The sequence below is a fragment of the Variovorax sp. 01T432 genome, from assembly GCF_056398605.1.
Genome location: NZ_JBFTPS010000036.1, coordinates 18,717 through 39,721, shown reverse-complemented (window position 1 = coordinate 39,721; position 21,005 = coordinate 18,717). Strand labels below are relative to the sequence as shown.

The 21,005-nt window shown below is 65.1% G+C and carries 14 protein-coding genes and 2 pseudogenes; 8 read left to right on the top strand and 8 right to left on the bottom strand.

The features are described 5' to 3' along the window. Positions 1-25: 25 nt before the first annotated feature. The 7 genes from AC1DNF_RS23905 to AC1DNF_RS23875 are packed head-to-tail and all read left to right on the top strand — an operon-like array spanning position 26 to position 9,636. A complete protein-coding gene (locus tag AC1DNF_RS23905; RefSeq protein ID WP_478151128.1) occupies positions 26-1,951 on the top strand; it encodes an ABC transporter permease in 1,926 nt (641 codons plus the stop codon). Continuing rightward, positions 1,948-2,751, top strand: coding sequence for an ABC transporter ATP-binding protein (locus AC1DNF_RS23900; RefSeq protein ID WP_478151127.1), 804 nt, complete (start codon positions 1,948-1,950; stop codon positions 2,749-2,751). The genes AC1DNF_RS23905 and AC1DNF_RS23900 overlap by 4 nt, the downstream gene beginning before the upstream one ends. Then, positions 2,748-3,482: an ABC transporter ATP-binding protein gene (locus AC1DNF_RS23895; protein ID WP_478151126.1), complete on the top strand. Its 735-nt coding sequence runs from the start codon at positions 2,748-2,750 to the stop codon at positions 3,480-3,482. The genes AC1DNF_RS23900 and AC1DNF_RS23895 overlap by 4 nt, the downstream gene beginning before the upstream one ends. A gap of 36 nt (positions 3,483-3,518) precedes the next feature. Next, on the top strand, positions 3,519-4,241 hold the full coding sequence (gene pncA / locus AC1DNF_RS23890; RefSeq protein ID WP_478151125.1) for a bifunctional nicotinamidase/pyrazinamidase: 723 nt from the start codon (positions 3,519-3,521) through the stop codon (positions 4,239-4,241). A 14-nt stretch (positions 4,242-4,255) separates the two neighbouring features. Then, a complete protein-coding gene (locus AC1DNF_RS23885) occupies positions 4,256-4,735 on the top strand; it encodes a (2Fe-2S)-binding protein (protein WP_478151124.1) in 480 nt (159 codons plus the stop codon). Continuing rightward, positions 4,732-8,406, top strand: coding sequence for a molybdopterin cofactor-binding domain-containing protein (locus AC1DNF_RS23880; RefSeq protein ID WP_478151123.1), 3,675 nt, complete (start codon positions 4,732-4,734; stop codon positions 8,404-8,406). Before AC1DNF_RS23885 ends, AC1DNF_RS23880 begins: the two co-directional genes overlap by 4 nt. A 45-nt stretch (positions 8,407-8,451) precedes the next feature. Then, the gene (locus tag AC1DNF_RS23875) at positions 8,452-9,636 is read left to right on the top strand and encodes a fumarylacetoacetate hydrolase family protein (protein ID WP_478151122.1); all 1,185 of its coding nucleotides are present in this window, start codon (positions 8,452-8,454) and stop codon (positions 9,634-9,636) included. 14 nt (positions 9,637-9,650) lie between these two features. Here AC1DNF_RS23875 and tehA read toward each other — a convergent pair whose 3' ends face one another. Further along, a complete protein-coding gene (tehA, locus tag AC1DNF_RS23870) occupies positions 9,651-10,622 on the bottom strand; it encodes a dicarboxylate transporter/tellurite-resistance protein TehA (RefSeq protein WP_478151121.1) in 972 nt (323 codons plus the stop codon). A 371-nt stretch (positions 10,623-10,993) separates the two neighbouring features. Then, positions 10,994-12,468, bottom strand: a pseudogene (locus AC1DNF_RS23865) (YifB family Mg chelatase-like AAA ATPase). A 1,434-nt stretch (positions 12,469-13,902) separates the two neighbouring features. Here AC1DNF_RS23865 and AC1DNF_RS23860 point away from each other — a divergent pair. After that, positions 13,903-14,085, top strand: a pseudogene (locus AC1DNF_RS23860) (transposase); the annotation flags it as partial. Positions 14,086-14,239: 154 nt separating this feature from the next. Here AC1DNF_RS23860 and AC1DNF_RS23855 read toward each other — a convergent pair. The 6 genes from AC1DNF_RS23855 to AC1DNF_RS23830 form a co-directional block, all read right to left on the bottom strand. Beyond that, positions 14,240-15,346 (bottom strand): DNA cytosine methyltransferase, encoded by a 1,107-nt coding sequence (locus AC1DNF_RS23855; RefSeq protein ID WP_478151120.1) that lies wholly within the window; start codon positions 15,344-15,346, stop codon positions 14,240-14,242. 385 nt (positions 15,347-15,731) lie between these two features. Beyond that, complete coding sequence (locus AC1DNF_RS23850) at positions 15,732-16,595, bottom strand: DNA adenine methylase (protein WP_478151119.1); 864 nt, start codon at positions 16,593-16,595, stop codon at positions 15,732-15,734. 330 nt (positions 16,596-16,925) lie between these two features. Beyond that, positions 16,926-17,555, bottom strand: coding sequence for a hypothetical protein (locus AC1DNF_RS23845; RefSeq protein WP_478151118.1), 630 nt, complete (start codon positions 17,553-17,555; stop codon positions 16,926-16,928). Between the two features lie 289 nt (positions 17,556-17,844). Beyond that, positions 17,845-18,195, bottom strand: a complete 351-nt coding sequence (locus AC1DNF_RS23840; protein ID WP_478151117.1) for a hypothetical protein — start codon at positions 18,193-18,195, stop codon at positions 17,845-17,847. Positions 18,196-18,344: 149 nt separating this feature from the next. Beyond that, positions 18,345-18,662: a hypothetical protein gene (locus tag AC1DNF_RS23835; protein ID WP_478151116.1), complete on the bottom strand. Its 318-nt coding sequence runs from the start codon at positions 18,660-18,662 to the stop codon at positions 18,345-18,347. Positions 18,663-19,932: 1,270 nt separating this feature from the next. Beyond that, on the bottom strand, positions 19,933-20,958 hold the full coding sequence (locus tag AC1DNF_RS23830; RefSeq protein ID WP_478151115.1) for a hypothetical protein: 1,026 nt from the start codon (positions 20,956-20,958) through the stop codon (positions 19,933-19,935). Positions 20,959-21,005: the final 47 nt, after the last annotated feature.

Here is a 21,005-nt window from a genome sequence, read left to right as displayed (position 1 = left end):
AATGCTGCGTTCCGAGGATCCTTGCATGAGCTTTTCTGGTTTCATCGTCCAGCTGTTGAACGGGCTTGCCAGCGCGTCGTCGCTCTTTCTGGTGGCGGCGGGGCTGTCGCTGATCTTCGGCGTCACGCGGATCGTTAACTTCGCGCATGGCTCGTTCTTCATGGTGGGCATCTACATTGCCTACACATTGGTCGACCGGCTCGGCACGGGCCTGGGCTTCTGGCCGGCGCTGGTGATGGCCGCATTGGCCGTCGGCGTGCTCGGCGCGCTGATCGAAATGGTGTTGCTGCGGCGTATCTACAAGGCACCCGAACTCTTCCAGCTGCTCGCCACCTTCGCGCTGGTGCTGGTGATCAAGGACGCCGTGCTGTGGCTCTGGGGCCCCGACGAACTGCTCGGGCCGCGCGCGCCGGGGCTTTCGGGCTCCGTCATGATCCTGGGGCGGCAGTTCCCGTCCTATGACCTGTTCCTGATCGTCGTCGGGCCACTGGTGCTCGGGCTGGTCTGGATGCTGCTCACCCGCACGCGCTTCGGCACGCTGATTCGCGCCGCGACGCAGGACCGCGAGATGGTCAGCGCGCTCGGCGTCAACCAGGCCTGGCTCTTCACGGCGGTGTTCGCGCTGGGCGCGCTGCTGGCGGGCCTCGGCGGCGCCTTGCAGTTGCCGCACGAGCCGGCGACGCTGGAGATGGACCTCAACACCATCGGCGCGGCCTTCGTGGTGGTGGTCGTCGGCGGCATGGGCTCGATCCCCGGCGCCTACGCCGCCGCGCTGCTGATCGCCGAGATCAAGGCCATCTGCATCTGGCTCGGCGTGGTCGACATCCTGGGTGTCAGCATCTCCTTTTCCAAGCTCACGCTGGTGGTGGACTTCCTCGTGATGGCCATCGTGCTGGTGTGGCGCCCCTGGGGCCTGTTCGGCAAGCCGCAGGCACCGAGCCGCTACGTGGGCATGCAGGAGGAGCCGCTGCGCCGGCCGGGCAAGGCCTATCTGTGGGCCGCCGCGGCGCTGGGCCTCGTGCTCGTGCTGATGCCTCTTCTCACCGCCGACTCGCCCTATACGACGGTGCTGATGATCGACCTGATGATCGCCGCGCTGTTCGCGACCAGCCTTCACTTCATCATGGGGCCGGCCGGCATGCACTCCTTCGGCCATGCGGCCTACTTCGGGCTCGGGGCCTACGGCGCCGCCTTGCTGGTGCGCGCCGTCGGCCTGCCGATGGAGCTCGCGCTCATCGTCGCGCCGCTGGTGGCGGCGGCGGGCGCCTTCGTCTTCGGCTGGTTCGCGGTGCGGCTGTCGGGCGTGTACCTCGCGATGCTCACGCTCGCCTTCGCGCAGATCACCTGGGCGATCACCTACCAGTGGGACGACTTCACGGGCGGCAGCAACGGGCTGACGGGCGTGTGGCCCTCGGCCTGGCTGTCGGACAAGCGCATCTACTACTGGCTCACGCTCGTGCTGGTGGGCCTGGGCGTGCTGTGGCTGCGCCGCGTGCTGTTCTCTCCCTTCGGCTATGCGTTGCGCGCGGGGCGGGACTCGGCGCTGCGCGCCGATGCGATCGGCATCGACGTCAAGCGCATGCAATGGGCCGCCTTCGTGATCGCGGGCACCGCGGCCGGGCTGGCCGGCGCGCTCTTCGCGTTCTCCAAGGGCAGCATTTCGCCGGAGACGCTGGGCATCGGCAAGTCGGTCGACGGCCTGGTGATGGTGCTGCTGGGCGGCATCCAGACGCTGGCGGGGCCGGTGGTCGGCGCGGTCACCTTCACCTGGCTGCACGACACGGTGGCGCGCAACACCGACTATTGGCGCGCGATGCTGGGCGGCATCATCCTGCTGCTGGTCCTGCTGTTCCCGCAGGGGATCGCGGGCTTCGCCAAGCAGCTCTTCGAGCGGCGCCGCCCCGGCGGGAAGGCGGCCGAAGCGGCGGCACTCAAGGAGGTGAAGGCATGAGCCTCCTCCAGGTCAACGAACTCGGCAAGTCCTTCGGCGGCGTGAAGGCCGTCGACGGCATCAGCTTCGAGTTGGCCGCGGGCGAACTGCTCGCCCTGATCGGCCCGAACGGCGCGGGCAAGTCCACCACCTTCAACATGGTCAACGGCCAGCTCAAGGCCGACCGCGGCTCGATCCTGCTCGACGGCCAGGAACTGGTCGGGCGCAAGCCGCGCGAGATCTGGCGCATGGGCGTCGGGCGCACATTCCAGATCGCGGAGACTTTCGCTTCGCTGACGGTGGTGGAGAACGTGCAGATGGCATTGCTCTCGCACCATCACAAGCTCTTTTCCACCTGGCGCCGCGCCGCCGACCACAAACGCGACCTTGCCATCGACCTGCTCGACCAGGTCGGCATGAAGCCGCAGGCCGACCGGCCGTGCAGCGTGCTCGCCTACGGTGACGTCAAGCGCGTCGAGCTCGCCATCGCGATGGCCAACAGCCCCAAGCTCCTGCTCATGGACGAACCCACCGCCGGCATGGCGCCCAAGGAACGCAATTCGCTCATGGCCCTGACCAAGCAGCTGGTGATCGACCGCGGCATGGCCGTGCTCTTCACCGAGCACAGCATGGACGTGGTCTTTGCCTACGCCGACCGCATGATCGTGCTGGCGCGCGGCCGCCTGATCGCACAGGGCAAGCCGCTGGAGATCCGCGACCATCCGAAGGTGCAGGAGGTGTACTTCGGCAGCGGCAAGACCTTCGAGAAGATTGCCGGGAAGGCCGCCGCGGCGGCGGCCGCGACGGGAGTGGCGGCATGAGCAAGCATGAAGTCCTGCTGGAAGCCAAGGCGCTCGCCGCCTGGTACGGCGCCGCCCAGATCCTCTACGACGTCGACCTCGAGGTGCGGCGCGGCGAAGTGGTGGCGCTCATGGGGCGCAACGGCGCGGGCAAGTCGACCACGCTCAAGGCGCTGATCGGCATGCTCGCCAAGCGCCGGGGCGCCGTGCGCTTCCTGGGCCATGACATCTCGAAGAGCGAGCCGCACCACGCGGCGCGCCTGGGCCTCGGCTTCGTGCCCGAAGACCGCCGCGTGTTCACCGACCTCACGGTGATGGAGAACCTCGAAGTCGGCAGGCAGCCCGCGCGCCGCTGGGCCGACGGCACCGATGCGCCGCTGTGGACGCCCGAGCGCCTGTTCAAGCTCTTCCCGAACCTCGGCGAAATGCCGAACCGGCCCGGCGGCCGCATGAGCGGTGGCGAGCAGCAGATGCTGACCGTGGCGCGCACGCTGATGGGCAACCCCTATCTCGTGCTGCTGGACGAGCCCTCCGAAGGCGTCGCGCCGGTCATCGTCGAGCAGATGGCCCACATGATCCTGGAGCTCAAGGCGCAGGGCGTGAGCATCCTGCTGTCGGAGCAGAACATGCACTTCGCCGAGCTCGTGTCCGACCGTGCCTACGTGCTCGAGAAGGGGCAGATCCGCTACCAGGCGTCGATGGCCGAACTCGCCGCCAACGACGAGGTACGCCGTGCCTACCTGAGTGTCTGAGCGGCGTTGGAGTTTTCAACCAGAGGAGCGCACACCATGCAACGCAGAACCCTACTCAAGTCGTCCAGCGTCTTCGGCCTCATGGCAGGCCTGGGCATGTCCGCGCCGCTGTTCGCGGCGACGAAGATCAAGCCGGCGGCCAACGCGGCGCTGATCGTGGTCGACGTGCAGAACTGCTTCGTCGACGGCGGCACGCTGCCGGTCAAGGGCGGGGCCGAGGTGGTGCCGGTGATCAACCAGCTGGCGGGCGCGTTCGAGAACATCGTCGTCACGCAGGACTGGCACACGCCGGGCCACGCCTCCTTCGCCAGCAGCTATCCGGGCAAGAAGCCCTTCGAGACCACCAAGCTGAGCTACGGCACGCAGGTGCTGTGGCCCGATCACTGCGTGCAGGGCACCGACGACGCGGCGCTGCACAAAGACCTCAAGCTGCCGACCGCGCAGGTCATCATCCGCAAGGGCTTCCACAAGGATGTCGACAGCTACTCGGCCTTCGAGGAAGCGGACCGCAAGACCCCCACCGGCCTGGGCGCCTACCTCCGGCAGCGCGGCATCAAGACGGTGTTCGTGACAGGCCTGGCGACCGACTTCTGCGTCGCGTGGACGGCGCTGGATGCGCGCAAGGCCGGCTTCGATGTCTACGTGATCGAGGACGCGACGCGCGCCATCGACCTCAACGGCTCGCTCGCCGCCGCCTGGAAGCAGATGAGGGCCAAGGGCGTGAAGCGCATCCAGTCCGCCGACATCGAAGCCGCCTGAGTCCGCCGCGCCGCATGTCCCAGCTCGCCCTGACGGTCAACGCACGCGATGTCGAGCTCGAGGTGCCGCGCGCGGCATCGCTGCTGCACGTGCTGCGCAACGACCTGGGCCTCAACGGCCCCAAGTACGGCTGCGGGCTCGGCCAGTGCGGCGCCTGCACGGTGTGGGTCGACGGCGTCGCGGCGCGGGCCTGCGTGATTCCGGCGCATGGCGTTGCCGGGCGCGCGATCACCACGCTCGAAGGGCTGGGCACGCGCGCGCACTGGCATCCGGTGCAGCAGGGCTTTGAAGACGCGCAGGCCGCGCAATGCGGCTACTGCCTCAACGGCATGGTGATGCAGGCCGCCGCCCTGCTGGCGCGTGAGCCGAACCCGAGCGCGGCACGGATCCGCAGCGAGCTCTCCGGCAACCTGTGCCGCTGCGGCACGCACGTCGAGATCGTGGCCGCGGTCCAGCGCGCCGCCCTGCTGATGGCCAAGGGCGCCGAGTCGTGACGCGGCGCGCCGACCTGCCTCGCACGCGCAGCGAATTCCTCCAGGCCGACGGCGTTCTCGTCGTCGTGCGAGAAACGCCACCCGCGCCGCCTCCCGCCAACGGTCAGCCGGCGCTGGTCTCTGGCAATCCGGCCGAGGGCCCTGAAGTCCTGCTGGCAATATGGGACGACGGCAGCGCGACGGCCCTCAACGGCCATGTGGACCTGGGCACCGGCATCCAGACCGCGCTCGCGCAGATCGTCGCGGAGGAGCTGGACGTGCCGATGGCGCGGGTCCGCATGATGCTCGGCGACACCGCGCGCGCGCCCAACCAGGGCGCGACGATCGCCAGCGCGTCGATCCAGATCCACGCCGCCCCGCTGCGCCTCGCGGCGGCACAGGCGCGCGCGTGGCTGCTGGCGCAGGCCTCGGAGCGCTTCGGCGTGCAGCCATCGCTCCTGAAGGTGCGCGACGGCCGCATCCATGCGGGCGACGATCCGGCCTTCAGCGTCGGCTTCGGCGAACTGGTGGCGGGCGGACGGGCGCTTCTCGAACTCGACACCGGCGCGCGGCCGAAGGACCCGAAGGACTACCGCATCGTCGGCAGCAGCATCCCGCGCGTCGACATCCCCGGCAAGCTGGCGGGCGAGCTGGTCTTCGTGCACGACATGCGCGTGCCCGGCATGCTGCACGGTCGCGTGCTGCGCCCGCCCTATGCCGGCGCGGACCATGGCGACTTCATCGGCAATACGCTGGAGTCGGTGGACGAATCATCGATCGCGCACATCCCCGGCATCCGCGCCGTGGTGGTGATCCGCGATTTCGTCGGCATCGTCGCGGAGCGCGAGGAACACGCGGAACAGGCGCTGCGCGAGCTGCGCGTGCGCTGGAAGCAGTGGCCCGGCCTGCCGTCGCTCGACGACCTCGAAGGCGCCATCCGCGCCAACCCGGCGACGCAGCGCCTGCTGGTCGACGAAGGCGACGTGGACGGGGCGCTCGCCGCCGCCGCGCAGGCGATGCCGCGCACCTACGTCTGGCCCTACCAGATGCACGCGTCGATCGGGCCCTCGTGCGCGCTGGCGCATTGGCAGCCCGGGGGCGAGGATGGCTTCCAGCTGCGCGTGTGGGCCGGTTCGCAGAACCCCCATGTGCTGCGCGCCGACCTGGCCAGGCTGATGGGCCTGGACGATGTCGCCATCGATGTCGTGCGCATGGAGGCGGCGGGCTGCTATGGCCGCAACAGCGCCGATGACGTCGCGGCGGACGCGGCCCTGCTCGCGCGCGCCGCCGGTGCGCCGGTGCGCGTGCAGCTCACGCGCGAGCAGGAACATGTGTGGGAGCCCAAGGGCGCCGCGCAGCTGATGCAGATCCGGGGCGGGCTCGATGCCGAGGGAGGCGTCGCCGCCTATGACTTCGAGACTTCGTACCCGTCGAACGGCGCGCCGACGCTCGCGCTGCTGCTCACCCGCACCATCGAGCCGGCGGCGCACGCCTTCGAGATGGGCGACCGCACCGCGCGGCCGCCCTACGCCTACGGCAACCTCCGCGTGAAGGTCAATGACATGGCGCCGATCGTGCGCGCCTCGTGGCTGCGCGGCGTCTCGGCCCTGCCGAACGCGTTCGCGCACGAGTCCTATGTCGACGAGCTGGCGACCGCCGCCGGCGTCGACCCGGTCGCGTTCCGGCTGCGGCATCTTCATGATCCGCGCGCGGCCGACCTGGTGCGCGAGACCGCGCAGAAGGCCGGCTGGCGCATGCGCACCGGGCCGCAGGAAAACGCGGATGGCGGACTGGGCCCGGGCGGCGACGTGCTGTTCGGCCAGGGCTTCGCCTACGCGCGCTACGTGCACAGCAAGTGGCCCGGTTTCGGCGCCGCATGGTCGGCCTGGGTGGCGGACGTCGAGGTCAACCGCAAGACCGGTGAGGTGCACGTGCGCCGCGTGGTGGTGGGCCACGATGCGGGCCTGATGGTGAACCCGGCCGGCGTCGAGCACCAGATCCACGGCAACGTGATCCAGACCACGAGCCGCGCGCTCAAGGAGCGCGTGCAGTTCGCGCCGCCGACGGCGCCGGCCCCCGGCGCGGTGGTGAGCCGCGAGTGGGGCGCCTATCCGATCATCAACTTCCGCGAAGTGCCGGTGATCGAGGTGATGCACATGCAGCGCCCCGGCGAGCCCCCGCTGGGCGCGGGGGAGTCGTCCTCGGTGCCGGGAACGGCGGCGATCGCGAATGCGATCTTCGATGCGACGGGGGTGCGCTTTCGGTCGCCGCCGTTCACGCCCGAGGTGGTGCGCGCGGCCCTGAACCCGGGCTTGCTTCCCGCCCCGGCGCGGGAAGGTCGGGCCGAGGGGGAGCGGGCGCCCTTGCCACTCTCCCCGGCGGGAGCGGGAAGCGGAAGAAGCAGGATGGCCTGGGCCGGCGCGCTGCTCGTCGGCGGCATCGGCGCCGTTGCCGGCTTGCTGGGCTGGCGGTCCACCATCGCGCCCGTCTCCCTGAGCGCCCCCGTCTACAGCCAGGCCACCGTCGAGCGCGGCCGCACGCTCGCCGCGCTCGGCGACTGCGCCGTGTGCCACACCGCGCCCGGCGACACGCCCAATGCGGGCGGCCGAGCGATGGAAACGCCCTTCGGCACCATCTACACCACGAACCTCACGCCCGACGCCGACACGGGCCTGGGCCGCTGGTCCTTCAGCGCCTTCCAGCGCGCCATGCGCGAGGGCGTCTCGCGCGACGGCCATCACCTGTATCCGGCCTTTCCCTACACGGCCTTCGCCAAGACCAGCGACGACGACCTGCAGGCGCTCTATGCGTACTTCATGTCCTTGCCGGCCGTGCGCGCCGAGACGCCCGAGGCCGAACTCCGATTCCCCTTCGGCCTGCGGCCGCTGATGGCGGGCTGGAACGCGCTCTTCCATGATTCTTCGCCTTATCGGCCGGTCAGCACCCGCAGCGCCGAGTGGAACCGCGGCGCGTATCTGGTCAACGGCCTCGGCCACTGCGGCGCCTGCCACACGCCGCGCAACGCGATGGGCGCGGAGCAGGCCGGCGCGGCCTTCCTGTCGGGCGCGATGGTCGATGGCTGGGAGGCGCCCGCGCTGACCTCGCTTGCCACATCCTCGGTGCCGTGGAACGCCGACGCGCTCTACAGCTACCTTCGCGACGGGCATGCGCAGCATCACGGCGTCGCCGGCGGGCCGATGGCGGAGGTCGTGCGCGAACTCGCCGCCGTGCCGGACGCCGACATCCGCGCGATGGCGAGCTACCTCGCATCCTTCAGTCCCGCCACGACGCGGGACGACGCCGCGGCGAAGGCGCGGGACGCGGTCACCGCCGCGGCCGCCGGCCAGGGCCGCCTGCTCGGCGCGGGCCAACGCATGTTCGACAGCGCCTGCGCGGCCTGCCACCACGACGGCGACGGGCCGACGCTGCTCGGCGTGAACACGCCGCTCGCCCTCAACAGCAACCTGACGAGCGCGCGGCCGGACAACCTGCTGCGAACCATCCTCGACGGCGTGCGCGAACCGGCCTCGCGCGACATCGGCTTCATGCCCGCCTTCCGCGACGCGCTGGACGACACGCAGATCGCCGAGCTGGCCGGCTACATGCGCTCGCGCTTCGCGCCACAGGAGCCGGCGTGGAAGAACATGGCGCAGGAGGTCGCGCGCCTGCGCGCGGCGGGTCCCTTACGATAAGGGGCACAGAAGCCGAATCACCGGCCCCTTCATCTGGAGACCCGCATGCCTTCGTCCCTCACGTCCGCCCATTCCCTGCCTCGCGATGCCGAGCGCGCCACTCTCATCGGACGCCTGTGGCAGCCCGACGTCGGGCCCGTGCTGGTCGCGGTGCATGAGGGTGGCCTGCACGATCTGTCGCGCATCGCGGCGACGACGAGCCAGTTGCTGGAGCTCGACGATCCCGTGGGGGCGGTGCGCCAGGGCCTGCGCGACAACCTCGCGCCGCGCGCGGCTTCGCTGGAAGCCGCGCTCACCAACAGCGACGAGGCGAAGCGCGACACCGAGCACCCATGGCTCCTGGCGCCCTGCGACCTGCAGGCCGTGAAGGCGAGCGGCGTGACCTTCGTCGCCAGCCTGCTGGAGCGGGTGATCGAGGAGCAGTCGCGCGGCGATGCCTCCAAGGCCGAATCCATCCGCGCCGCGCTCGGCGGCGTGCTCGGCGACAACCTCGCGGGCATCGTGCCGGGCTCGCCCCAGGCCGCCAAGGTCAAGGACGTGCTGATCGCACAGGGCGCGTGGTCGCAGTACCTGGAGGTCGGCATCGGCCCCGACGCCGAGATCTTCACCAAGGCGCCGGTGCTGGCGGCCGTGGGCACCGGTGCCGACGTCGGCATTCATTCGGCATCGGTCTGGAACAACCCGGAGCCCGAGGTCGTGCTCGCCGTCAACAGCCGGGGCCAGACGCTGGGCGCCGCGCTGGGCAACGACGTCAACCTGCGCGACTTCGAAGGCCGCAGCGCGTTGCTGCTCGGCAAGGCCAAGGACAACAATGCCTCCTGCGCGATCGGCCCTTTCATCCGCCTCTTCGACGAGCACTTCGGCATCGACGACGTGCGCCGCATCACGGTGGCGCTGCGCGTCGCCGGGCCCGAGGGCTTCACGCTCGAAGGCTCCAGCTCGCTTTCGAAGATCAGCCGCGATCCGCTGGATCTGGTGGCGCAGGCGATCGGCCCGCACCATGCCTACCCCGATGGGCTCATGCTCTTCCTCGGCACCATGTTCGCGCCGACGCAGGACCGCCATGGGCCGGGCCAGGGCTTCACGCACGTGGTGGGCGACCGGGTCACGATCTCGGCACCCGAACTCGGCGCGCTGGAAAACCGTGTCGTGCATTCGGACCAGGCGACGCGCTGGTCTTTCGGCATCGGCGCGCTGATGCGCAATCTCGCGGGACGCGGCTTGATCTGAGGCGGATCGGCCGCTCAGGCCGAAGGCGCCGTCGGAGCGGCTTGCGGCAGCAGGCGGCCCTGGAACCACAGGCGCAGGGTGGCGAGCGCGAGCAGCCCGATGAGCAGGTTCGCCAGCCCGAACAGGTAGGGCGCCATGAGCATCGCCGGCCCGATGTCGCCGCGGCCGATCATCACGATCGGGGCGGTCGCGATGGCCGTGGCGCCGAAACTGAAGCCCCAGTAGGAAGGCGCGAAGGCCTGTTCGCGAATCCAGGGCAGCAGGCGAATCAGCAGCAGTGCCTGCAGCAGGCCGTAGCCGAGAAGCGCGTGCGCGAGCAGGCCTGGCGGCCCATCCGCGACGCTGAGAAAGGCGAGCAGGCCGACCGTCGGCGGCGCCAGCTGGATGCCCAGCGTGGGGCGCAAGGCGGGCAGCAGGGCGGGGGCCGTGTAGAGGCGAGTCAACAGGACCGATTCGATGGCAAGCCACGAGAACAGCCCCGCCCCGAAGGCGAGCTGCCCCCAGTCGGGATGGCCAAGGGTCGATGCCACGATGGCCGTGACGAAGGAGCCCGCGACCGTCGGCAGATAGAGCACGGCGGTGGTCGTCGCGGGGTCGCGTTCGCCGTGCCACAGCTGGCCCGTGCGCCAGAGCGCGAAGGCGAGGGTGAAGGTCGCGCCGAGCGCGAAGAGCGCCTCGGCCGCGAGTCGCGAGTAGGGAAGGGCGGCGCCCGCGACCAGCATCGTGGAGACGCCGACGAGTCCGACGAAACAACATTGGATCGGATGACGGGTCTCGCCGACGGCGTCCTGGCGCATCAGGATCCACTTGCCCAGGTACAGGACCAGAAGCAGCGCCCAGACGGCGGCGGCCACGGCCATGATGCATTCCCCGACGGCGTGCGGCAGGCCCCAGACCCGGCTGGCCTGCCGCCACGCACTGCCCAAGCCAGCCAGCCCGAGGATGATGCCGAAGAAGGACGCCGGGATGGTGGGGAGTCGAAGCATTGCGTCGGTCAAGAAGCCTTGGGATCGATCTGATCTTAGGACGCGGCTTGGGGCGCCGCAATGCGCCGCCTCCGCCCTCCGGCGGCGTTTCGTGCGGGTCCTTGGAACGCGCGCGCCTATGACTTCTGGCGGATGCGCCTTGCGTGGCCAGGCTTCACAGTCAGGGAGTGACGTCCTCTTCCTGGAGCTGTGCCATGCCGATCCTCGCGCCCCCTTCGCCCCGACGCCAACGCGGCCCGACCCGCGTGCGGACTGTGCGCTCGAAGCGCCTGTTCCGGAACTATCTCGACCGCCTGCTGTGGCTTTTCGAAGGGGTCATTCGACGCGGTTGAGGGCTTCACCCAGGCACTCCGAGGCGCGAACCCGACCCATCACCCCGCCGCGTGCAACGCACGACGGTACTGCACCGCCTCCGCCACGTGCGGAACCGCCACCTCGGCCGCGCCCGCCAGATCGGCGATGGTGCGCGCGACCTTCAAGACGCGGTGGGTGCTGCGCGCCGACCAGCCGAGCTTCGCCGCCGCCGTGTGCATGAAGGTCAGGGCCGCCGGAGCCAGCGACGCATGCTGGTCGATCTCCACACCCTGCAACGCCTGATTGGGTTTGCCCTGCCGCGTCACTGCCCGCGCGCGCGCCGCCGCCACGCGGCCACGGATGCATTCGGTGGCCTCGCCGGCCGGGGCTTCCAGCAACTGCCGCGCCGAAACCGCCGGCACTTCGATGTGGAGATCGATGCGGTCGAGCAGCGGGCCGCTGAGCTTTCCCTGATAGCGCGCGACCTGGTCCGGCGTGCAGCGGCAGGTCTTGAGCGCCGAGCCGAGATAGCCGCAGGGGCAGGGGTTCATTGCCGCGATCAGCTGGAAGCGCGCGGGAAACTCCGCGGGCCGCGCGCCGCGCGGCCCGCGCAATCGTGATCGTGCCGGTCTCCAGCTCGCGCAGCGCCTCGAGGGAGGAGCGGGCGAATTCGGACCTCGTCGAGAAACAGCACGCCCTGGTGCGCCAGCGAGATCTCGCCCGGCCGCGGCGGCGAGCCGCCGCCCACGAGCGCGACGGCACTCGATGTGTGGTGCGGGCTCGAGGTCGGCCGGCACATCCACCGCTGCGTCGCGAAGCGGCCGCTCAGGCTGGCGATGGCCGCGCTCTCGAGCGCTTCGTCCACGCTCATGTCCGGCAGCAGCCCGGCAAAGCGCTGGGCCAGCATCGACTTGCCGGAACCCGGCGGGCCGACCATCAGCAGGCTGTGGTTGCCGGCCGCCGCGATCTCCAATGCCCGCTTCGCGCCCGCGTGACCTTTGACGTCGGCCAGGTCGGGGTGTCGCGTGGCCTCGGCGCCGGGCCGCGGCAGCACCCGTGCCCAGCCTTCGTCCATCGGCGGCGCGGGCTCGGCACCGCCGGCCGGCATGAACTGGCGCACGACGTCCAGCAGGTGTCTGGCGCCGTACACCTCGGCGCCCGGCACCAGTGCGGCTTCCTGCGCACTGTCGGCCGGAAGCACCAGCCGCGTCGCGACCTTGCGCTTGTGCAAGGCGAGCGCCATGGCCAGCGCACCACGCACGGGCCTCAACTGCCCTGAAAGAGAGAGTTCGCCGGCGAACTCATGGCCGGCCAGCCGGGCCGCCTCGATCTGGCCGCTGGCCGCCAGGATGCCGAGCGCGATCGGGAGATCGAAGCGTCCGGAATCCTTGGGCAGATCGGCCGGGGCCAGATTGACGGTGATGCGCTTGTTATTGGGGAATTCCAGCCCGGCGTTCTGAATGGCCGAACGCACCCGTTCGCGGGCTTCCTTGACTTCCACATCCACCAGGCCCACCAGCATGAAGCTCGGCAAGCCGTTGGCCAGATGCACCTCAACCGTGACAACAGCCGCTTCTGGTTGTGTGCAAAAGAGTCGTTCCCTGCCATCAGACGCTAAGTCGTTGACTTCAAAGACTTTGTGCATAGACGGTGATACCCACCAACCAAAAGAGTTCTTCCTTCATGCCTTTGCACGAAAGGGCGATGTGGTCAAAAGAGTTGTTCCCTGCCGCCGCACATGGGCGAGCGACTGGAATAACCCGGACACCGACCCTGGAAGATGTAATCCGCCTCGGATTCCCGTGTCACAGTGCGCCTGCCTCAATGTCTGGGCGTCGACGCATCACTTTCCAATGGCAAGCCCGTACGCACGGATTTGGCCTCACGGGGCCTATTGCGAGCGAGCCTCGATGCGACCAAACAGTCTGGTCATGAGCGGAAGTTTGCCTGGAGCCGCATTCTGCACCCATGGAGGACTCCGATACATGCACCTCAAGCAACGATATGCGTACTCTATGTACTCGCGCGACTCATCTCCGGAAGGGTAGAGTCTTAAGTGGTGGATATTGAATCGGCAGCGCTGTTTGTCGTGCACTCTTGGGCCTTAGGTCCCAAGATTCTAGGCGCGCGGTGGCGAGCGAGTTCTGGATGGGGCCCCGTCGGCACCTGCAGCGCATTGCGCAGGAGCCAAGCACAAGGCAACAGCACCAGGAGCGACCAGTACATCCCCATGGACACGCCTGCAAGGCCTGGGAGGGCGAGCCATGCGGCCTGTGCCAACGCCTGATCTCGAACCCTTGGCAAGACGGCGGGCACGTCGACGGACACGCTGCCGTCTTCGAGTTGAACTGCGGTCACGAGGAACTCCGGCTGGGCCGACAGTACCTGCATTGCGAGCCCATTCAGCCGCAGGTGGTGAAGGTCGAACGCCCTAACGGTGCCCCGGTCGAATAACTGCTTCAGTTTCGGGGAGACATGGACCAACGAGATGCCGTGTCTCTGCTTCGTCTGCGTTGCGCAGACCAGAATGTACAGGTCCCTAGCCGGCAACGGGGGGTCGAAGATAACTTGGCGGAGTTCAGCATGGATGGGTTGGATGAGGCGGCTCATAAAAGGGTATAGCAACGGTCCACTGGTGAAGGGCCTGGAGCCGTCTCGAGGCTACGTATGCTGACCTGCACCTTCTCAGGCTTCACTATCGAAATCCTCGGTCAGGCGAGTCGACATCAACCATCACATAGACCGTGACACCTTCATTCCGAGCCCCAATTGGATGCGGACTCACAGCGTGGTTACACCGCATGCGTTCGCCGTCCRGCACATGCACGCTTCATTCTCCGCGAAACTTGGAACGGGCGCAGTTTGAAACTGAAGGTAGGGGACGGCTGACCGCTGTCGCAGAGCCCCAACAGATGCAACAAGCATGATGGTAGCTTCCATCGTCGGCGCAATAGGCGTCCATCGGCAACATCGAGCGCAGCAGATGCGCGAGATTCCGGCCTGCAAGGCCGTCGCCGGGATTCCTGGCGATGGCCTTCTCACTTCGACGGCGGTCGTCGCGAGTATCGGGTCACCCCCAGCGTTCAAGGACGCGCGCGAGTTCGCAGCCTGGATCGGGTTGGTTCCGCGACAGACCGGAACCGGCGGCCGAGTGAGGCAACTCGGCATCATTTCTTGACTGGCGCTTGTTCGTTCCGATATGCCGCGCGACAAAGAAACGATAACATATGGACATCGCGCGAGAGTTGTAGTGCTTGATTTTTCCGCGAGCGGTGGCCCCTAGCTGCCGCGTCTTTGAGTAAACCTAAGTTTTGTTTTAGAAACTAGAAGAGCTGCAAATTAAGAGAGGCTTGACGCGCATCGCTCAATTCATGACTAGCAGCCATCCGACGCTCATCTTCATCGTGAAGTATCGCGTGAGCCATTAGGTCTGCAAGGCGTTGCATCAAACCTACTACAGACGCATTGCCGTTCAACAATGCAATACGCCTTGCGTCAGGATTTTGGAAGTTAGGCTTGCCGCCGCCCGTTTGAGGGATGACCCAGGTCGGCGAAAAGTTGAAGCTAGTTAAATCTCTTGCCTCAACATGGGAAGTCCAAACTCCGCCTTCAAACAAAATTCCAGAATTAAAAAATGCAGTAGTACCCCGTGTGTCGGTTGCATAAAGATACTCGGCATCGGAGGCACATCGACCAATATTGAAGGCTTTGATGTAATCACCCATGCGCACGGAGCTTACGGGGAGAGTCGCCGAAAGAATACCGTCTGTTTTTATCCAGCCAATGGGTGAGACCCCCAATCTCAAACTCAATCGCCGAAACAGCTTGGTGCTGCGATGATATGCAACAAGGAAGGTTCGACGCCGCTTCTTCGGGTATCCGAAATTCGCAAAGTCGACCACTCGCCATTCCGCCGCATAGCCCAGTTCCGAAAGTGAGGCAAGGACGATTGCGAAATTCCGCCCCCGGCAAGCTCTAGGCGATTTCAGCAGCCGCTCTTCACTCTCTAGTATCAAAAATTTGACCGGCTGTCCGACGGACATTTGCCTGGTCAAAACGCCGGAAATGACAAACCAGGGGACGGCCGCGGAGCCGACTTCCTCGTCCCCATTCCTGACTTTGTTGTAGCCTTGGTACAAGAACTCGCTTACAAGAACGTCCGGTCGAGCGCTAGTTATGGCACTCAACTTTATCGGGTCGGCCAATAGGCCCAGCATGTCTTCAGCGTGAGACTTGGCGCAGAAATTCGGCCCTTGTTCGTCGGGTGCTTGCGAGAACTCGGAGCGTGCCAATTGGTTGGACCAGACCACGCGGAAGTTGCTAAAAGACCCCCGGTCAGCGCCAGGCTTGTCTAGGCGGCCATAGCCGCCCGATTCCGAATACAACTCCATGACGCGCAGTGGCCCGCCGCTTACTTCTGACAAAGGCAAGGAGAACCTCTTTTTGACGGGTCGGCTGTGCGGTGCACCATTGAAACCTCCCGTGCGAGCATCTAGGTAATCGTTTTTATGCAGATCGCCTCAAGAGCGGCACCACTGGCCGGCGTCAACTACCGTGGACTGGCGCAACCTAATTGGCGCCAGCCACACCACAGACTTCCGCTTGCTCTGAAGACCTCTAACGGCAGTGCCCATCTGTAAGAGTAAAGTTCGACGCCGATCTGATTCTTTTCACGGATTCATCGGCCTCAAGCCGCAACCAAGCGACATTCCAGTCCGATCTCCCTTTTTGGGGACATGTGCGCAGCGGCTGGTCGCGCCGGAACGAGGGGGCAGGTCACGACCGCTGCATCGGCGGGACTGAGGCTTCTGAGTTCTATGGCAGCACTGCCACCAGTTCAGCGGTGCTACCGCGTGCACTGGCGTCCGCAGCGACGGTCCGATGCACTTGAAGCGAATGAATCGTGAAACCGCTGTAGAGCGCTCGAGTCTCCGGCGTGTCGTGGTTCGAAATCAACACCGTAGCTCCTCGCATGTGCGCGTCGCGCGCTGCTCTCACCAGGTCTTCATGGTCGTTCAAGCCGAACCCATGTGCTGTGTAGTTTGCAAAGCTGTTCCCTGCCACGGAGGGGGAGTAGGGAGGGTCGCAGTAAACAACGTCACCCGCCCCGGCGAGCGCCATTGCGAGAGCGAAACCGCCATCCATTAGCGTTGCGCGTCTGACCGTCACTGACGCTCGCTCAAAAGCGCCCAAGGGAAAGTGCGCTGGCGCCTTGGGCTTGCCATACGGCACGTTGTATACGCCTTGCCGATTGACACGGTACAGACCGTTGAACCCATTACGGTTAAGGTAAGGCAGTCGCACCGCCCGCTCGTAGGCATCGGTCGCGCCGTTGAACTCTTCGCGAATGCGCAGGTACGCCGCTTCGCTGTGGTTCGCCGCTCCGAAAAGTGCTTCGGCGTCGTTGATATATTTGGCGGGATGGTCGCGCAGCGCGCGCCACATTGTCATCAGGTCGATATTGGCGTCGCTCAACAGATAGGCCGAATATTTGTGATTGAGGAACACCGCACCTGCGCCGACGAAGGGCTCGATGAGTCGGCGACCATGAGGCAGTAGCGGCGACAGCTGGGGGAGTAGGCGAATCTTGCCACCAGTCCACTTGAGGGGAGGGCGCTCACGCTGGAGGGTCGGCTTGCACGCAAAGCGCGCTTCGGTCTGGGCGGGATGATGTTGCATCCCACCTGTAGCCATCGGCTTTAGACGCCGCCCGCCAACTAAGGCGCTCGACGCCTGCTTGCTAAAGTCCTCCTACGGGAACAGAGAGATGTGCAACGTGGCAATCGCGCGGCACCATCGGTAGATCGTGCCTTGGGGACGGCAGTCCACCGATGTGGTCCTAAGAGTGAAACGGACTGGGTACAACTTGCGGAGTTCAACTCTATAGGCTTCAATCAAGACGTCGGGCGCACCGAGTAAGTCGGCGCGCCCGACAGGTCGGGCCCAGGCGCGAATGTGAACCCGGCATCAGTGCAGGGTCCGCACTTGGCGCGAACCCGACTACCGAGTTCAATCCGGGTTGCGAGCAGCGGCCATAACTAGCCAGTGCGGAGCGTCTCGGTTTGCAAGCTCCTCTTCCGCGGCTTCCTTGAGCTCCTGCTCTGAAAAAATTCGATACGGCTCGTAGTTCAGCTCGCTGAACGAAAGCGACTGCAGGTCATATTCATCGAGGGGCTTCTGATTGCAGATTCTGCGAATCCTGAGTTCATCTGCGCAAGCTATGGCGAGAAAGAAACTACTGGCCCCTTCCACCAAACCCCACAGTGCGTGCCAATCGATGGCCAAGCTGCTTGTGTCAGTTGACAGCATGAGTACCGATTTGCACTTCAAAAGCCCGTCGTATTGCATGGTCAGGGCCTCGAAAGGCTTCTCGAGAAGGTCGTCCAAGTAGGGCGCAGCGGCAGGGGGCAAGACCACAAGTACGCCCGGGCAATCAAGTTGTTCAGCGTCGAGTAGCCCTTCAAGTTCCCGAAACTCCTCACCTACCTTCGTGAGGGGGCAGGCCGCAGGGATGAACACCGAGTTGTCAACGCCCCAACCGCAGCTCGTCAAGGCTTCGACGTTGTGCCTCAAGTAAGGTGCGAGCTCGTACGCGGCTGAAAGAGGCAAGGTGATGGTCGTGTTCGGTTCGATTTTCATATTGATGGATAGGTCTTTTGTTAACGCCGTCGCCGGCGGAGAAGCGATTCGTTTCCGAATTCCTCTTGTTTAGGACAGGGTTTTATGACTTGCAGAGAGTTGACTGTCGCGGGTGAGGACTCAGATCTGCCTGCCACAGATTGCGGGCGATGAGCTCATCGCCCGTTACTCGGCACCTCGTCGGCAAGGCTGCGCCGGAAGCCGGGAGGCGCTCCGGCGCTGGACAGCTGCGTGCATATTGCGCGGGCAAACTGTGGTTTAGCGCTCCCTGCCTCAATGAAGCGTTGAGCTATTCGCAGAGAGGCTCCATCCATGGGTTGGGAATGAAACCCATGGGGCCAAGCAGCGCCCAGCCGATAAGTTCCAGCTCCACTTGGCCTCGACGGTTGAACTGGACGTCGCCGCCTTGGGTCTCGACGACGAAGTTGGGGGATGAGCTGATCATCTGCCACCAGTCATAGCTGGCTCCTTGCGCAGAGCCATTCTGGGAAAACGAAACGGACACGAGAGGCTTGCGCTTTCCATCAAGACGCTCGCATGTAATCGTTGCAACCAGGGCGCCTTGACCTGCTAGCCATTCGCCCCGAAGCCTTGTTTCGGCTTGCCCGATTCGCGCGCTGGGAAGTGGTGCGTTGTTCATGGATTTGAAGACGGTGGGGTTGAAAAAGCGGCGCACAGCGCCTCGAGATTCTCTGGGCGCATGCGCCGAGCCATGGTTGTCGGCGGCCTAGTCACCTGCGACGTCACCAATCAAGACGACGACCGCTACGGCGCTCCCGCAGCCGGAAATCAATGAGCATTCAGGTCCACCCATCCTGTTGGCAGGTACCCCATGGGCGCGAGCAAATCCCAAACGAGCGTTTCGACCTCGTCTCGCACGTTGCAATCAAAAGCTACCGTGCCCATGGCCGTTTCAGCGATGAACGTGGGTGGTTGCACCATCAACTCCCACCAATCGTAGTAAGGACCAGGCCCTTCATGCTCGCGCCCGAAAGCGACGGCAACCTCGGGTGTCCCGTCTTCACCGCGGACGCATTGAATGGCAGCAAAGAGCGTCTCATCAGTAGCGACATCCGGACTAAAAAGTGGCGTGACAGTTCGCGCCATGTGCGCAGCAGAAAGCGGGTCGTGTTTCACATTCGCAAACGAAGTTAGAGACATCCTCTATAGCAACGGCCTTTAACGAAGGGCGATAGCATCTAGACCTTTCCATTCGTTCAAATTTCTATGTCTCACGAGCAGACAGAGCTCATCACAGCGGTCGCTGGTCTGGGCGCAGTTGGGGATTTTGTTTCCACAGAAGCGGTGGAAGGGCTGTTTTCCAGCACGGCTAGCGCAAATGCCGTGGCGAAATTTCGCTATGCGGATGCCAAATGCAGGACTGCCGTTCGCATCATCATCCCGGCGAAGTCGAAAGCTGGCAGGAAAAAGAGTCCGTCTTCATACTTCAGCACCTCACCGGCGAAGCACAAGGTTGGATGTACAAGAAGAGCGCCAATGCGCGAGGGTGACTCGTCCGCCGGGGCAACAACTCGGCCCGCTGCACCTCACAGGAGCGAGATGCCTGCTGTCTGGGTGAGCAACTCAGGCGAGGAGAACAAGGCGAGCGTGTCAAGCTCCAGCGACGCGGCTTCGACCGCTAGTTGGCGTTCGAGGGTATCGACAGTCGGCGGCGGCCGAAGCATTGGACGCGTCGCGACTGTGAAGAAGCTAGCCGGCCATTGGGAGACCGCGCCCCCCTCGCTCCGAGCCAGCGCACCTCTGAAGGCGGCATGGAACCCGGGCGGGACATACGGGTCAGCATTCTTCGAACTCTCGGCGAGTCCTCCCTCGGACAGTCCCTCGACCGCTGAGCACGTCTTGGTCGGTACAGTTGATTCCATCGTCAGTGGAAAGACGGGCTTCACGATCGTACTTCACGAGCGACACGGCGACGGCTTGCCACTATGGGTTTGGCTTAAAGACATCGTCCGCGCCAACTCAGTTGGCGAAGCTCTATGGAGCCGTCTGGCTGGCAAGGCGGTTAGCCCGGGGGGCGAGGATCTACTGCCTAGGAAGGTTTCACTTGAACACGCGCGGGGCTAACTCGTGGTACTCGCTGCCGGTGGAGAATCAGCAGCACATCTGGCTTCCGTAAACGTCCAACAGAATCTAGATTTGGCTGGTCGGTGTCGCAGCTCGACGTCAAGAAAGAACACTGAATAAAGATAGAGCACGACCAAAGCCCGCGTCATTGAAGGTGCAGCGTGCAGTCTGCGGCTGAGGCCTGAGTTCTGGAATCAGAATCCGTCCCCGTGCCGTTCGCGATTTCGTTGAGGCACGCGGTGGCAAAACTGGAGCTGACTTGCTTGCCGCAACGCTGTTCAAACGGTCTGGACTAGCTGCCAGCCAATTCGTCTAAGACCTCCTTCCAAAGACCCGCTCGTCGCAGCAGGAACATTAGATTCTGCGCAGCGTCAGCAAGGCCTTCCACCGCCGAGATTTTCGACCATGGGCTGCCTGAACCTAGCTTCAACACAACCAAATCGAGGATGTCTCTAATGGAATGCTTGCGCGAAACTCCCCCCCGCCCCTTAGTCCAGCGCGCCTTGAGCCAAGCATCGACTCGTGCCCACGTTGCGTCACTCATCGGCCCCAAAGCGCTTTGTGCTTGCAACCTTGAATCTGACGTTGGCGGCGTTGCCTTTCCATGAGTGGGGCCACGACGCTCAATATGGAAAACGAACTCACTGCGAGCAAGCCCTTCTGCGAACTCAAAGGGCGCTTCGAGAGGGGTCAGCGTGTGCACATCAAGGTTGGTCACGAGCAGTATGTCGTCGGCCTGTCGAGTCCAGACTGTGGCTTCGACAACCGCACGGGGAAGTGTCATGTCGAACCGGCCGTCTAAGGCATTCCGGTAGACGCTGTTCCAGGCTGCGTGAGCGGATGGGTACGTCATCATCCACTCGATACGAATCGCCACTCCTTGCTTCTCAACCTGAAACCTGAGCATTCTGTGTGGTGTCGGAAAAACCTCTATCGTCCGGTCGTTTGCCAAAACTGTCATAAGGCGCGATGGGCTCCAAGGCTTCAGCATGACGCAACGCAGTCCAATTTTCGAGCCCAAAATTGCAAGGACCAGCAGTTGCCCGGGAATCATCAGCTTGATGCCACCAAGCTCTGCTTCATAGACGTGTTGGCCGCTTGCTTCAAGTGCCCCTAGCCCGAGTCCCTCGAGGTAGGTCATCGTGTTTCCGGTCTGCAAGGACGTGAGGTCAAGCCGAATCTTTCGACCCGATAGTTTCGGAAGCCCGAGGTTCGCGTCGGCGGCCTCTAGAGGAGTAAGCGCCTTCGAGCCATCCAGCGCTTGCAGTTCGACGCACATGCCGTCTTCAGTCCGGCCGATACCTGTAATCCATACCATGTGCTCCTGTAGGGCACTGGTTTATCCTGAGCTTAAGGAAAACGGAA

What these genes read in the sequence shown, in the direction of transcription:
- AC1DNF_RS23905 (WP_478151128.1), top strand. Translation starts at nt 26, where the DNA reads ATGAGCTTTTCTGGTTTCATCGTCCAGCTGTTGAACGGGCTTGCCAGC.
- AC1DNF_RS23900 (WP_478151127.1), top strand. Translation starts at nt 1,948, where the DNA reads ATGAGCCTCCTCCAGGTCAACGAACTCGGCAAGTCCTTCGGCGGCGTG.
- AC1DNF_RS23895 (WP_478151126.1), top strand. Translation starts at nt 2,748, where the DNA reads ATGAGCAAGCATGAAGTCCTGCTGGAAGCCAAGGCGCTCGCCGCCTGG.
- pncA (WP_478151125.1), top strand. Translation starts at nt 3,519, where the DNA reads ATGCAACGCAGAACCCTACTCAAGTCGTCCAGCGTCTTCGGCCTCATG.
- AC1DNF_RS23885 (WP_478151124.1), top strand. Translation starts at nt 4,256, where the DNA reads ATGTCCCAGCTCGCCCTGACGGTCAACGCACGCGATGTCGAGCTCGAG.
- AC1DNF_RS23875 (WP_478151122.1), top strand. Translation starts at nt 8,452, where the DNA reads ATGCCTTCGTCCCTCACGTCCGCCCATTCCCTGCCTCGCGATGCCGAG.
- tehA (WP_478151121.1), bottom strand. Translation starts at nt 10,622, where the DNA reads ATGCTTCGACTCCCCACCATCCCGGCGTCCTTCTTCGGCATCATCCTC.
- AC1DNF_RS23850 (WP_478151119.1), bottom strand. Translation starts at nt 16,595, where the DNA reads ATGCAACATCATCCCGCCCAGACCGAAGCGCGCTTTGCGTGCAAGCCG.
- AC1DNF_RS23845 (WP_478151118.1), bottom strand. Translation starts at nt 17,555, where the DNA reads ATGAAAATCGAACCGAACACGACCATCACCTTGCCTCTTTCAGCCGCG.
- AC1DNF_RS23840 (WP_478151117.1), bottom strand. Translation starts at nt 18,195, where the DNA reads ATGAACAACGCACCACTTCCCAGCGCGCGAATCGGGCAAGCCGAAACA.
- AC1DNF_RS23835 (WP_478151116.1), bottom strand. Translation starts at nt 18,662, where the DNA reads ATGGCGCGAACTGTCACGCCACTTTTTAGTCCGGATGTCGCTACTGAT.
- AC1DNF_RS23830 (WP_478151115.1), bottom strand. Translation starts at nt 20,958, where the DNA reads ATGGTATGGATTACAGGTATCGGCCGGACTGAAGACGGCATGTGCGTC.